16 protein-coding genes are annotated in these 12,943 nt (G+C 39.8%); 10 read left to right on the top strand and 6 right to left on the bottom strand.

The features are described 5' to 3' along the window. Positions 1–50: 50 nt before the first annotated feature. Both AY606_RS00585 and AY606_RS00580 read right to left on the bottom strand, forming a co-directional pair. Complete coding sequence (locus tag AY606_RS00585; protein WP_067863202.1) at positions 51–674, bottom strand: LysE family translocator; 624 nt, start codon at positions 672–674, stop codon at positions 51–53. 60 nt (positions 675–734) lie between these two features. Further along, positions 735–1,220 (bottom strand): DUF1289 domain-containing protein, encoded by a 486-nt coding sequence (locus AY606_RS00580; RefSeq protein ID WP_067863199.1) that lies wholly within the window; start codon positions 1,218–1,220, stop codon positions 735–737. A 204-nt stretch (positions 1,221–1,424) separates the two neighbouring features. Here AY606_RS00580 and trhO point away from each other — a divergent pair, with 204 nt between their 5' ends. The 4 genes from trhO to AY606_RS00560 all read left to right on the top strand — a co-directional run bounded on the left by trhO (position 1,425) and on the right by AY606_RS00560 (position 3,967). Then, on the top strand, positions 1,425–2,357 hold the full coding sequence (gene trhO, locus AY606_RS00575; protein ID WP_067863196.1) for an oxygen-dependent tRNA uridine(34) hydroxylase TrhO: 933 nt from the start codon (positions 1,425–1,427) through the stop codon (positions 2,355–2,357). A gap of 194 nt (positions 2,358–2,551) precedes the next feature. Then, positions 2,552–2,836 carry a hypothetical protein gene (locus AY606_RS00570; protein ID WP_067863193.1) on the top strand — a complete coding sequence of 95 codons (285 nt, stop codon included), beginning with the start codon at positions 2,552–2,554 and terminating at the stop codon, positions 2,834–2,836. An 82-nt stretch (positions 2,837–2,918) separates the two neighbouring features. Then, positions 2,919–3,536, top strand: coding sequence for a DedA family protein (locus AY606_RS00565; protein ID WP_067863190.1), 618 nt, complete (start codon positions 2,919–2,921; stop codon positions 3,534–3,536). Between the two features lie 29 nt (positions 3,537–3,565). Further along, positions 3,566–3,967, top strand: a complete 402-nt coding sequence (locus AY606_RS00560) for an ABZJ_00895 family protein (RefSeq protein WP_067863187.1) — start codon at positions 3,566–3,568, stop codon at positions 3,965–3,967. An 81-nt stretch (positions 3,968–4,048) separates the two neighbouring features. Here the strand turns inward: AY606_RS00560 and AY606_RS00555 are convergent, their stop codons facing one another. Both AY606_RS00555 and AY606_RS00550 read right to left on the bottom strand, forming a co-directional pair. Continuing rightward, positions 4,049–4,573, bottom strand: coding sequence for a YecA/YgfB family protein (locus tag AY606_RS00555; protein ID WP_067863184.1), 525 nt, complete (start codon positions 4,571–4,573; stop codon positions 4,049–4,051). A 69-nt stretch (positions 4,574–4,642) separates the two neighbouring features. Next, complete coding sequence (locus AY606_RS00550; protein WP_067863182.1) at positions 4,643–4,852, bottom strand: PA3496 family putative envelope integrity protein; 210 nt, start codon at positions 4,850–4,852, stop codon at positions 4,643–4,645. Between the two features lie 371 nt (positions 4,853–5,223). Here AY606_RS00550 and rpoD point away from each other — a divergent pair, with 371 nt between their 5' ends. From rpoD to AY606_RS00520, 6 genes are all read left to right on the top strand, one after another. Beyond that, a complete protein-coding gene (rpoD, locus tag AY606_RS00545; RefSeq protein WP_067863178.1) occupies positions 5,224–7,110 on the top strand; it encodes an RNA polymerase sigma factor RpoD in 1,887 nt (628 codons plus the stop codon). Positions 7,111–7,227: 117 nt separating this feature from the next. Continuing rightward, positions 7,228–7,515: a YbeD family protein gene (locus AY606_RS00540; RefSeq protein WP_131267048.1), complete on the top strand. Its 288-nt coding sequence runs from the start codon at positions 7,228–7,230 to the stop codon at positions 7,513–7,515. A gap of 164 nt (positions 7,516–7,679) precedes the next feature. Beyond that, positions 7,680–8,339 carry a lipoyl(octanoyl) transferase LipB gene (gene lipB / locus AY606_RS00535; protein ID WP_067863172.1) on the top strand — a complete coding sequence of 220 codons (660 nt, stop codon included), beginning with the start codon at positions 7,680–7,682 and terminating at the stop codon, positions 8,337–8,339. Between the two features lie 76 nt (positions 8,340–8,415). Then, positions 8,416–8,949: a hypothetical protein gene (locus AY606_RS00530; RefSeq protein WP_067863169.1), complete on the top strand. Its 534-nt coding sequence runs from the start codon at positions 8,416–8,418 to the stop codon at positions 8,947–8,949. Position 8,950: 1 nt separating this feature from the next. After that, on the top strand, positions 8,951–10,135 hold the full coding sequence (locus AY606_RS00525; protein WP_067863166.1) for an iron-containing alcohol dehydrogenase: 1,185 nt from the start codon (positions 8,951–8,953) through the stop codon (positions 10,133–10,135). A gap of 265 nt (positions 10,136–10,400) precedes the next feature. Beyond that, the gene (locus AY606_RS00520) at positions 10,401–11,798 is read left to right on the top strand and encodes an APC family permease (RefSeq protein WP_067863163.1); all 1,398 of its coding nucleotides are present in this window, start codon (positions 10,401–10,403) and stop codon (positions 11,796–11,798) included. A gap of 56 nt (positions 11,799–11,854) precedes the next feature. Here AY606_RS00520 and AY606_RS00515 read toward each other — a convergent pair whose 3' ends face one another. Then, complete coding sequence (locus AY606_RS00515) at positions 11,855–12,313, bottom strand: hypothetical protein (protein WP_067863160.1); 459 nt, start codon at positions 12,311–12,313, stop codon at positions 11,855–11,857. Between the two features lie 122 nt (positions 12,314–12,435). Continuing rightward, the gene (locus AY606_RS00510; RefSeq protein ID WP_067863157.1) at positions 12,436–12,915 is read right to left on the bottom strand and encodes a tRNA (cytidine(34)-2'-O)-methyltransferase; all 480 of its coding nucleotides are present in this window, start codon (positions 12,913–12,915) and stop codon (positions 12,436–12,438) included. Positions 12,916–12,943: the final 28 nt, after the last annotated feature.

The raw sequence follows: 12,943 nt of genomic DNA, 5'->3' as shown, positions 1-12,943 counted from the left end.
TTAAATAATAAAAAGCCCTGACTTTAGGGGCTTTTTATTATTCAGAATATTTAGAACAATATCGAATACAAACCATATATAGCAATTAAGATTAGAAATGCACCACAAGCCAATAACAATTTACTATAAATCTTAGATTTGGATAAACGATTAAAGCTTAAATAAACGAAAGATAACGTGGCAAAGTCTAAAACAATCCAGCTCAAAGTCAGCATCCCAAGACTAATATCCAAACGAGGCGTGATGTGTACAAACTGTGGGAAAAATGAAGCAAAGAAAATAATATCTTTAGGATTGGAAATACCGACCAGAAATCCCTGTTTAAAACCACCATTCATTGACCGAGATTTGAATGGTAACGCTGATTCACCTTCATCTGCTTTTGAGCAACAAACTTCCTTTAAAATTTGAAGGCCCAAATAGGCAATATAGAAACAGCCTAGAATTTTAATACTGTTAAACCACAGTTTATTAATATCCAGTAAGCCTTTGAGCATCAAAATGGAAATTATAATTAAAATGAGTGATGCAAAATTAGTTCCAAATATTGTTTGCAGGGCTTTGCGATAACCGCCTTTGAGTCCTGCACTTGCAACCAACAGCATGACGGGTCCAGGTATCGCAATCATGAGAATGACAGCCATGCAATACAACAGGTATTCTGCGATATTCACATTTTCAACTCTTGAATAATCAAATTTAATTTTTTAAAACTTTAAATAAAAATAATGGGTTTAATCTTCTTGCATCATCTGTAATAAATTATGGCTAATCCCATCGGCACGTAAAAAAGCAAAATCATAACTTGCTGTAGCCAAAGCGAGTACCCGACGTTCAAATTCCTGCCACAATGGTTTTACCTGTTTATCGTGAATCCCCAAACCGCTTTCTTCAGCTAAATTTTTATTCTTCTCACAAATTTTAAGTGCATGATAAAGCTTGCGCCCCTTGGATGCATCATCACGTAAACGCACCCGTTTAGAGAGAACAAAGCCTTCCACATGACGCAAATCGGCATGGGGAAGCATGGGTACTAAAATTTGATCCAGTTGTGCATCCAGACGCTTCCACACCGCAGTGTGCTGTTCAGGCGTGTAAGTATTCCACTGAATCACTTCATGGTTAAAGCGACGACAGCCACGGCATACTGAATCGCCAAATACCGTAGAACAACGCCCTGCACATGGGGTCAAAGAAGTAATTCGACGGTCAGTACTCAAAACACACTCCTACACACTTTAGACATTAATAAAATCATTTATCAAATTCATTTAATTCAAGATCGATTTGATCAATAACAGCCTATATCGGCACCTTTCGCTTAATAACCATATTTTAGTTATGGTTTTCTCGCTTATTCATACAATTCACGTTAAAATACGCGCCTTGAATTTTGTCCTATCATAATACATTTGGAGTATTCCATGAACGCTACTGTAGAACAGCTTGCACCTGTAGAACAGCAAGCGACCACAAGTTGGGTTGTTGCAGCACTATATCAATTTAAAGAAGTTCAAGATCCTGCCGATCTTCAGCAACGTCTTTTAGACTTGGTCAACAGCATTAACTTGTGTGGAACTCTAATTGTAGCTGGTGAAGGGATTAACGGTACTGTGGCTGGGAATCGTGAAGCGATTGACCAAATTCATGCCTTTCTTTTGAATGAAGGCTTTAACGCTATGGAGTACAAAGAGTCTCATAGCGATGAAAAACCTTTCCGTAAAATGAAAATCAAGCTTAAAAAAGAGATTGTAACCTTAGGTGTGGAAGTTAAACCCCGTGATCTTGTAGGTCATTATCTTGATCCTAAACAATGGAATGAACTGATTGCACGTGATGACGTAATACTGGTCGATACACGTAATGACTACGAATATAAAGCCGGTACATTTAAAGGTGCGGTTGACCCTAAAACAGAAACTTTCCGTGAATTTCCAGACTATGTAAAACAAAACCTTGCACAGCATAAAGACAAGAAAATTGCGATGTTCTGTACTGGTGGAATTCGTTGTGAAAAATCAACATCGTTATTGCTTCAAGAAGGCTTTAATGAGGTGTATCACCTGAAAGGCGGTATTTTAAAATATCTGGAAGAAACGCCTGTTGAAGAAAGTATGTGGGAAGGTGAATGTTTCGTATTTGATGGTCGTACTGCGGTTACCCATGGCGTAGAAGAAGGTCAGAATACTAAATGTCATGCTTGCGGTTGGCCTTTACTCCCTGCAGAAGCTGAACTTCCAAGTTACGAACATGGGGTATCGTGCAAATACTGCATCGAAAAAACCACAGAACAACAGAAAGCCGGTTTCCGTATGCGTCAGTCTCAAATTGCAGCAGCTAAACGCAAACGTCTGTAATCTCTGATTTGTAAAGTTATATAAAAAGCCCTCATTTGAGGGTTTTTTATTTACCTAAAATAAACAATAGATAAGAAAACATCACCAATTTTCACCATTAATGCTTATTAAGTCACTCAATATTTGATAATCTGAAACTTAAAACACAATAAATAGCTAACTTGTTCATTTATAACGTGAAAAGGAATTAAATTATGCCAAGATCAATTAGCCGTTCAGCCAACTATACGCGACGTTTTAATATCATTCGTGAAAAAAATTATCAAAAATTAGAAGAAATAAAAAGAGTTTTAGAACAAGAATCACATCTTTTTATTGTGATCTTAGGCGCTGTCATTGGCACTATTTTATCTATATTTATTGCATACCACTTAAAACCCAATCTACTGGAATATGCAATGCTCAGTGTGATTCCTTTTGCATTGTCGTATAGTTTAAGAAAGGTCTACATTCACACACTGGTATATAGCCAAGAATAAACAACTTTGATTACTTGGCTATACTTTACCCTGCAATAAATAAACTTTAGGATAGTTCAGATATTATTATTTTTATAAACTTATGAATCTGACTGAATGGATTATTTCCATTATGGAACAATTGGGCTACTTCGGTATTGCCCTACTCATGTTTCTCGACAATATTTTTCCGCCCATTCCCTCTGAAATCATTATGCCATCCGCTGGCTATTCTGCATCACAAGGTCAACTCTTTTTAGTGGGTGTGATTATTGCGGGTTCTATAGGCTCGCTCATCGCTGCTGCCATACTGTATTGGATTGGCTATAAGTTTAATCACGCCAGTATTTTTCGTTTTGTAGATCGCTACGGCAAATATCTTTTTATAAAATCCCTCGATGTCAAAAAATCACTCGACTGGTTTGAGCAATATGGAGATCGTATTGTGTTTTTTGGTCGTATGATTCCAGCTGTTCGTTCGTTAATTAGCATCCCTGCGGGTATGAGTCACATGCCGTTCTGGAAATTTATGTTCTACAGTAGCTTAGGTACGGTCATCTGGACGACATTGTTGGCTTGTGTGGGTTTTTATTTTGGCGAAAACCAAGCCTTGATGCAGAATATTTTTAGCCAAATCAGCCATTTTATTATTATCCTCGTAACCGCCATTATTATCTGGATTCTATACCGTAGACATCAGCGTAAAAATCATCCATCCTGATCACAGACTCTTGTCAGGAGACTAAGACGATGTCGCATTATCTTAAATATTTTGCAATCGTTTATAGTATTGCCTTGATCCTTTTGTTCAGCATATTGATTTATGCTCTGAAGCTCGGTGCCATTACCTTGCTACCCGCTCTGATCGCGTCTGCTTTTCTAAGTACCAGACATTTTGTTAAAAAAGAACAGCACTTACCCAACAACAACGAAAAAAACAAACTGGTTTGGGGATCCACAGTCATCGCCATGAGCATAGGCTTTATCTTGATATTTCTACATCCGCGTGCTGAAGAAATTCTGATTACCATAGGCTATGCTGGTAGAGCCGGCAATTCATTTCTGGTCGCGATTGCCATTGCTTTACATGGACTGATCTTTCATATCGCCTATAATGGTTATGCCCGATATAGCTTAAATAAATTTTGCTGATGAATTCCTCTCAGCATAAAATGAAAAAAAACGCCCCATAAAAAAGCACCTCAAAAGGTGCTTTTTTAAAACTTGTCTGAATTATTTTGGTGTGTGATACATCAAATAAATTTCATTTAAGTTTTCTGGAATTTCTTCAGCAATTTCGTCCATAAGCTGACCATTGCGACGGAAAGATTCCATTTGTGGGTCTTCGTCATCCACACCGCTGAATACCATCATTGGTAAAGTTAAATCGACCACCTGTTCTTCATGTTCAGGTGTGAACCAAGCATCTTCATTTAAGAACATGGCATCTACAAAGCCCACACTCCAGTCACCCAAGCTTGATTCAGTATCTGCTTCTTCAATTTCAAATGGGAATGTAATCCCTTCTTCATTGGCCAAGTTTTGACGAATTGCTTCTAACCATGCTTTTACCTGTGCAATCATTTCAGCAGGTACTTTCTTTTGATTGTTATCGAAAAGTTCATCGAGCCATTTATCAAAAGTTGGTCCAACAGCAGTTGCACATAAAAAACCATGAGTTGCCGCAAAATCTAGACCATGCTCATTTTGGTCGCCATCTAGATATTCGCTCAATAGGTCTAAATCTAAAGCACTCATTTAAAATCCAAGTTCAGTAAAATAACTGCGGATAGCATAGCATTTTAGCCGGCTATGCTAAATCACAATTTAGTCTTCTTCATCGTCAAAATCGTCGTCATCATCCAGATCATAATCAAAATCTTTCAGTTCACGCTCCAAACGACGTTGTGCGAGCAGGTCATCAATCAGACGACGTTTTTCCAAAGACTCTTTAGCACTAATTTTGCTTGAGGCTTCATCAAAGCTAACGTCATCCTCACTGAAGCTATCATCTAGTTCAAAATCTGTAGAAGACACTAAAACTACCTCATGGTGAAAAAAAGTGAATGGGTCTAGGCGCTATTTATCTTTGTTCCGAATTATTGTCAAGTTTTTTTTAATTTTTTATATAACAAACTCAATTTAGTCTTGTTTTTTGACCCTAAAATTGTGTATTCATGAAGATGTAGAATTTTATTCATGACACATGCAGAAACGCATTATATTTTGAATACATTCCAGCAAACAGACTTGAAAAATAAAATTCCAACCCAATATTGAAAACAACTGTTAAATCAAAGTCATCTTTCCGAATGAGACTTGAACAATCAATTCAGAACTATTTTAAGCGAATTGTGCTATCATGCACGGTTTTTCACCGCCACAGATTCAATGAAGAGTAAGCAAAGATGAGCGATATAACTTCCCCTACTTCGCAAGTAGCGGCTCTGATTAAGCGAGGCAAAGAGCAAGGTTACTTAACTTACGCTGAAGTTAACGATCATCTCCCAGCCTCGATTACGGAAAGCGAACAGATTGAAGACATTATTCAAATGCTTCAAGACGTTGGTATTCCTGTGCATGAACGTGCTCCTGAATCTGATGACACCATGTTCGACGGTAACAATGCAGAAGCAACCGATGAAGTCGCTGAAGAAGAAGCGGCTGCTGTTCTTGCTTCAGTTGAAAGCGAACCTGGTCGTACCACGGATCCAGTACGTATGTACATGCGTGAAATGGGAACGGTTGAACTTTTAACCCGTGAAGGCGAAATTAGCATTGCTAAACGTATTGAAGAAGGTATTCGTGACGTTCTTCACTCTATTGCGTACTGGCCAAATGCGGTTGAAGTTGTATTAAAAGAATATAGCGATGTTGCCGAAGGCGAACGTCGTCTTGCTGATATTTTATCTGGTTATTTAGACCCAGAATCTAATGAAGAAATTCCAGAAGTTATAGAAGAAGCTGAAATTGTTGTTGAAGAACCTGAAGCTGCAACTAAAACAACCAAAGATGTAAAACTGGATGATGACGAGGATGAAGAAGCTGAAAGTGATGATGATTCTGAAGTTGAGTCAGGTCCAGATCCAGAAATTGCCCGCATTCGCTTCACCGAATTGGAAGATGCCTGGAAATTAACCAAAATCGCGATTGAAAAGTATGGTCGTGGCAGCAAACAGGCTGAAGAAGCACAGCAAGCGCTTGCAACTGTGTTTATGATGTTTAAATTTACCCCACGTTTATTTGATATCATTTCAGAAATGATTCGGGGTACGCATGAACAAATTCGTGCTTCTGAACGTGAAGTTATGCGTTACGCAGTACGTCGTGGTCGTATGGACCGCGACCACTTCCGTACGTCGTTCCCGGGTCAGGAATCAAATCCAGCCTGGTTAGATGAACAAATTGCCAAAGCACCTGCTGATCAAAAAGCTTATTTAGAAAAAGTACGTCCAGATGTGCTTGCATTCCAACAAAAGATTGCAGACATTGAAAAAGAACTGGGTCTTGATGTTAAAGGCATTAAAGACATTTCTAAACGCATGTCGATTGGTGAAGCCAAAGCACGCCGCGCGAAAAAAGAAATGGTTGAAGCAAACTTGCGTCTGGTAATTTCGATTGCGAAAAAATACACCAACCGTGGTTTGCAATTCCTTGACTTGATTCAAGAAGGTAACATTGGCTTGATGAAAGCCGTAGACAAGTTTGAATACCGTCGTGGTTATAAATTCTCGACTTATGCAACTTGGTGGATTCGTCAGGCGATTACCCGTTCTATTGCCGATCAGGCACGTACCATTCGTATTCCAGTACACATGATCGAAACCATTAACAAGATCAACCGTGTATCACGTCAACTTCTTCAAGAAATGGGCCGTGAACCGACTCCTGAAGAATTGGGCGAACGTCTGGAAATGGATGAAGTTAAAGTGCGTAAAGTACTCAAAATTGCCAAAGAGCCGATTTCCATGGAAACGCCGATTGGTGATGATGAAGATTCGCATTTGGGTGACTTCATTGAAGATGGCAACATTACCTCTCCAATTGATGCTGCAACTTCAGAAGGCTTAAAAGAAGCGACTCGTGAAGTACTTGAAAACTTGACCGAACGTGAAGCCAAAGTCTTGAAAATGCGTTTTGGTATTGATATGCCAACTGACCATACCTTGGAAGAAGTCGGTAAACAGTTTGACGTAACACGTGAGCGTATTCGTCAGATTGAAGCCAAAGCATTACGCAAATTACGTCATCCTTCTCGTTCTGAACACTTACGTTCATTCCTAGAAAATGACTAATCCTTGATGATACCGATGGGGACTTGAAAACGATTCAGGTATCCCCATTTAGTATTCAGAAGACATATAACGCCTGCATTCATGCAGGCGTTTGATATAAAGGGGTCCACTATGACCATGTTAGACCGTACGCCATCTCGCGAACTTCAAGAAGATCTATGGGTTTTCCCTATGGATTATCCAATCAAACTGATTGGTGAAGCAAGTGATGATTTACATGTCGCTGTTGTAGACATTTTAGTGAAACACTTTCCTGACTTTGATAGCACGAGTATTAAAATTCAAGTATCTCGCACAGGTAAATATCACTCTTTAACTGCACAACTGCTTTTCTTGGAGCTTGAACAAGTTCATGCGCTTTATGCCGATTTAGCCGCATGTCCATTGATTAAAACAGCGCTTTAAGACAAATAAAAAAACACGCTTCGAGGCGTGTTTTTTTATATCTACAGAAAATCATGGAATTCCTTTTCAATAAAAATGGCAAATCATCTGGGGATTGCCCCTATCCCAGCATGATTTCATTATAATCATTCACAATATTAAACTTCTTTAAGGACGCACTTTACGTGACTGCTGCTGTTCTAAAACCAACCCTGATTATTCGTCAGTTCAACCAGCTCACCCCCTATCTCGATCGTTTTCAGGACATGAAAAACCTGACGGAGAGCCGAGATGAAAACACTCCCGATGAACTGTGGATTTTGCAGCATCATCAAGTTTTAACGCAAGGTCAAGCCGGAAAACCTGAACATATTCTGATGCCCAGCAACATTCCAGTAGTGCAAACCGATCGTGGCGGACAAGTCACCTGGCATGGCCCCGGTCAGTTGGTTGCCTACTTTATGTTTGACCTTAACCGTTTAGGCTGGAATGTGCGTACCTTAGTATCTTATGCCGAAAACCTTATGATTGAACTGCTCAAAAAATACGGGATTGAAGCCTACGCCAAAGCGGATGCACCCGGCGTATATGTCACGGAACGTAAAATTGGCTCTCTAGGTTTTAAAATCCGTAAAGGACGCAGCTATCATGGGCTGGCACTGAATATTGATTGCGACCTGTCGGGCTTCCACACAATTAACCCATGCGGTTATGCAGGACTGGAAATGATCCGTGTCATGGACTTGGTGCCAAACTATCCCAAATTCGAGAACTTGTGCGTCGACATCATTGAAACTTTAAACAACAGCGGTTACTTTAATCACATTCAAGTCATGCAACAATAACTTTGCTTTTGACATAAAAATAAATTAGAGTATTTACTCTAAATCAATAAAATACTTTTAGATAAGGGATGCGCGAGTGATTTCAACCAAATCCGTAAAGCCCGCTTTACAACTGACCTATGTCAAACTCATGATGGATGTGATTGGCAGAGGTCTGGTAATGGCGAGTCAAGTCGATGATGAAGTAAAACAGGAAGTCGCCAACTTCCCTGTCGGTTTTGTTCTATCGATGAAAGTATTTCCCAATGGCCCAGCTTTTATTGCGAAAGTCACGGAAGACCATCAATTAAAATTACTAAAATCTGTAGACATCAAGCCTGATTTAACCATTACTTTTAAGCATTTAACCCATGCTTTTTTAGTCTTTTCTTTTCAAGAAAGTACTGCACAAGCCTTTGCGCACGACCGCATGATTGCAGATGGTGATGTGTCAAACGCCATTCGTCTGGTCCGTTGCTTAAATAAAATGGAATCGCTGATTTTACCTAAACTCCTGGCCGAACTTGCGGTAAAACAATATCCAACGGAATTGAGCCTAAAACAAAAACTTAGCGGAGCTGCAAATATTTATTTGAAACTAGCTCAATCATATTTTAAACGGAGTGCATAACATGGCTAAGCCTTATTACGAATTTTTCTGCCCAGTAAAAGTTATCGCAGGTCATGCCGCGTTAGAACACATCCCATTTGAACTTGCGACTTTGGGTGCCAAACGCCCACTGATCATTACCGATAAAGGCGTACGCGCAAATAATTTACTAATACCGATCGAAGCTGCATTTGAATCTACCGATGCCGTGATTGGTTATATTTTTGATGATGTACCACCTGATTCGAGCGTACAAACCGTTCGTAATGCGGCAAAAGCCTATCGCGACAACAACTGTGATGCGATTATTGCGGTCGGTGGCGGCTCAGTCATTGATACGTCTAAGGCCACCAATATTTTGGTGACTGAAGGCGGTGATGACCTGCTGAAGTTCTCAGGTGCGCATAATCTTCCAAAACCGTTAAAACCATTTTTCGTTATTCCAACGACTTCAGGCACCGGTTCAGAAGTGACCATGGTGGCTGTAGTTTCTGACCTTGAAAAAAATGTCAAAATGCCATTTGCATCTTATTATTTGATGCCGCATGCAGCCATTCTTGATCCGCGCATGACCCAAACCTTGCCACCACACCTCACGGCAATGACTGCAATGGATGCATTGACCCATGCAGTTGAAGCTTATACCTGTATGGCTGCAAATCCGATTAGTGATGCCTATGCCACTGCTGCGATCAAAAAAGTCAGCAATAGTTTGTTCAATGTACTCAACAATCCAACAGATGAGTTTGGTCGCCTGGAATTGGCTCAAGCGTCTACCATGGCAGGTATCGCCTTCTCTAACTCAATGGTGGGCTTGGTGCATTCATTAGGACATGCCTTGGGTGCTGTTGCGCATCTACCGCATGGTTTATGCATGAACCTGTTCCTTCCGTATGTACTGGAATACAATAAAGAAGTGAATGGCGACAAAATAGCAGAATTATTGCTTCCTTTAGCCGGTGCAGATATTTACGCCCAGACCCCTGCGCACTTACGGGCAGATAAGGCCATTGCAACAATTCTCACCATGCGTGATCGCTTAAATACCCTGACCAAATTACCACGTACATTACGTGAAACAGGTAAGGTATCTGAAGCACAGTTAGATGAAGTAGCAGAAAAAGCATTAAATGATGGTTCTATTATTTATAACCCTAAAGAAGCGACCTTAAGTGATTTAAAAGCGATTCTAAAAAAAGCTTGGTAAATATTGAAAAATAAGCCAATATAGCAAAATATTAGCCTGATGTTTTTTTAAGCATCGGGCTTTTGCTTTGTGGAAAGATAAAGCTAATTATTTATATCGAATGGCATATTTTCTGCATTAACAATTTACAAAGATACTGGCAAAAGATACCAAACTAGAGTAGATTGGCGCACTTTTGTTTTATTCGTATAGGGGGGATCGTTCGTCTCAAACGATCCTTATAAACATGACTGATCCTTGATCAACGATTAAGAGGATAACGCCGTTGACAAATATCTCTGGGACTCCATCGGCAGCTAAACTGCAAAAAACGCTGGGACTCTGGCACATCATTATTATCGGTTTAGCTTATATACAGCCCATGACGTTATTTGACACTTTCGGCCTAGTATCGGAAGAAAGTCATTTTCACGTACCGACATCCTACATATTTGCACTCGTTGCAATTTTATTAACATCCCTGAGTTATGGTCATATGATTCGTCGCTATCCTTCTTCGGGTTCGGCGTATACCTATGCCCAAAAATCGATTCATCCCAATGTCGGCTTTATGGTCGGCTGGTCATCTTGGTTAGATTACTTGCTGTCCCCAATGGTCAACATCATTCTTGCAGTAATTTACCTGGAAGCGCTCTTCCCGGATGTAAACCACTGGGTTTGGGTGGTTGTACTTACAGCATTCATGACTGGTGTTAACTTAAAGGGTGCGCGCTTTGTTGCGAACTTCAATAGCTTGATTGTGTTGGTACAGTTGGTGGTAATTGCTGTATTTACCTATTTGGTTTACACCAAGCTACAAGCGGGCTTTAATGCAGATGGTCCAATCTCTGCAGATCAGCGCTATCAGCTTTGGAGCCTTGAACCGTTTTGGAACGAGCTGACTTCAGTCGGTGCACTGATTACCGGTGCAACTTTACTGTGCTTCTCCTTCACCGGTTTTGACTCCTTAAGTTCACTTGCTGAAGAAACCAAAGATACTGAAAAGACTTTGCCTAAAGCCATTTTCTTGACTGCTTTGATTGCCGGTGTGATTTTTATTGTCAGCACCTACTTCATGCAAATTTACTTCCCGAACGATCCAAAAACATATTTTGAGGATATTGCAGCGACTCAGCCCGATATTTTAATGTTGGTGGGGGGTTCACTATTCCAATCCTATGTGCTTGCTTTTGCGATTGTGACGGTTTTGGCATCAGGTATTTCAGCACATGCTGGTGTATCACGCTTAATGTTTGCTATGGGTCGTGATGGCGTCATTAACAAGAAAATCTTTGGCCATATCAGTCCTAAAAGCCTGACACCTTCATACAATATTTTAATTGTCGGTGCGGTTGCTTTAACTGCAGGCTTTATGAATCTTGATACAGTGATCTCACTGATCAGTTTCGGTGCTTTAACTGCATTTACCTTTGTTAACCTGTCAGTCATTTCACGTTATGCACTGCGTGATGGACGCACCAAAAACTTTAAAGATATTTTAAACTTTGTGATTGTGCCATTACTGGGTTTCATTAGTGTGTTTGCACTGTGGTTAGAAATTGAAGAAACATCGTTGAAATATGGCTTATGGTGGGCAATGTTCGGTATTTTATATCTTGGTTATAAAACCAAAGGTTTTAAACACCCAGCTCCCCAACATAACGAGTTTGATGATTCTCATTAATAGCTTCATTCACTGCATAAAAAAGACGCTTGATGCGTCTTTTTTATTTATAGCTGTTATTTAATCCGGCAGTTAAAATCCATCTGGGTATCTACAATATTGTCCTTATATCCCAGACGCTGAATAAAGGCATTTCGATCATGCAACAGTTTTTGATCTTGCTCCGCTAAACGTGCCTTGTTTTCAACCGCCATCCGGTAGATATCATTAATGATGTTTTGATAAATTCCACACACTTCCTGACGCTTGTATTTCTTCAACTGCCGCCCCGTCCAACTCCGCTCAAAATCCTCTGCTTTTAATGTCTTCCCCCAAGCTTCAATCTGCTGGTTCATACGTGTCTGCATATCTTTTAGGCTTTGTTGGATTTCCGCTTGTGTAAGTGGTTCTACTTTTTCAGATACACGCTCTGCTGTCGGATTAGCAAAAGCAGATATAGAAGCAGTAAGTGCTACAATCTTAATTAAACCACCCCAGCTACTTTGAAATTTTACGCTTCTTATAAAGTTCAACATGTTGATTATCTTATTTCGCTGTTTTAGTTTTTATAACTAAAATTGATCATTTTTTGAAGATAAATCAATGAAACTTACATAAAAAAACCACCCGAAAGTGGTTTTTATAAAACTTGAAGAACTTATTTTAATTCTTGAAAGCCTTGCTGACGCCATGCTTCATAAAGGATCACAGCAGTTGCATTGGATAAATTCAAACTGCGTGAATTTTCTGCCATCGGCAACCGAATCCAGTGTTCTTTCGGGAACATCATACGTACATCTTCAGGCAAACCCCGTGTTTCAGGTCCCATCAATAATGCTACCGGACGGTTTAAATTTGAAGTATGCGGGGTTTCAACACCTTTGGTGGTTAAAGGATAAATTGCATCATTTTCAATACCCTGCTCTTTTAAATGAGCAACACATTCTGCAAAGTTTTCCCAAACTTTCATATGTGCCCATTCATGATAATCCAAACCTGCACGTCTGAGCTTTTTATCATCCAGCTCAAAACCAAGCGGTTTTACCAAATGAAGTTGCGCACCGGTATTGGCACATAAACGAATAATATTCCCTGTATTTGCAGGAATTTCTGGCTCATACAATACAACATGAATCACGGGATTTCTCTACTTTAAATAAAATGAC

The sequence above is a fragment of the Acinetobacter sp. SFB genome (assembly GCF_001647545.1).
Classification (GTDB): Bacteria; Pseudomonadota; Gammaproteobacteria; order Pseudomonadales; family Moraxellaceae; genus Acinetobacter.
This window is presented reverse-complemented; position numbering and strand designations above follow the sequence as displayed.

What these genes read in the sequence shown, in the direction of transcription:
- AY606_RS00565 (WP_067863190.1), top strand. Translation starts at nt 2,919, where the DNA reads ATGAATCTGACTGAATGGATTATTTCCATTATGGAACAATTGGGCTAC.
- AY606_RS00515 (WP_067863160.1), bottom strand. Translation starts at nt 12,313, where the DNA reads ATGTTGAACTTTATAAGAAGCGTAAAATTTCAAAGTAGCTGGGGTGGT.
- AY606_RS00555 (WP_067863184.1), bottom strand. Translation starts at nt 4,573, where the DNA reads ATGAGTGCTTTAGATTTAGACCTATTGAGCGAATATCTAGATGGCGAC.
- rpoD (WP_067863178.1), top strand. Translation starts at nt 5,224, where the DNA reads ATGAGCGATATAACTTCCCCTACTTCGCAAGTAGCGGCTCTGATTAAG.
- trhO (WP_067863196.1), top strand. Translation starts at nt 1,425, where the DNA reads ATGAACGCTACTGTAGAACAGCTTGCACCTGTAGAACAGCAAGCGACC.
- AY606_RS00540 (WP_131267048.1), top strand. Translation starts at nt 7,228, where the DNA reads ATGTTAGACCGTACGCCATCTCGCGAACTTCAAGAAGATCTATGGGTT.
- AY606_RS00525 (WP_067863166.1), top strand. Translation starts at nt 8,951, where the DNA reads ATGGCTAAGCCTTATTACGAATTTTTCTGCCCAGTAAAAGTTATCGCA.
- AY606_RS00570 (WP_067863193.1), top strand. Translation starts at nt 2,552, where the DNA reads ATGCCAAGATCAATTAGCCGTTCAGCCAACTATACGCGACGTTTTAAT.
- AY606_RS00560 (WP_067863187.1), top strand. Translation starts at nt 3,566, where the DNA reads ATGTCGCATTATCTTAAATATTTTGCAATCGTTTATAGTATTGCCTTG.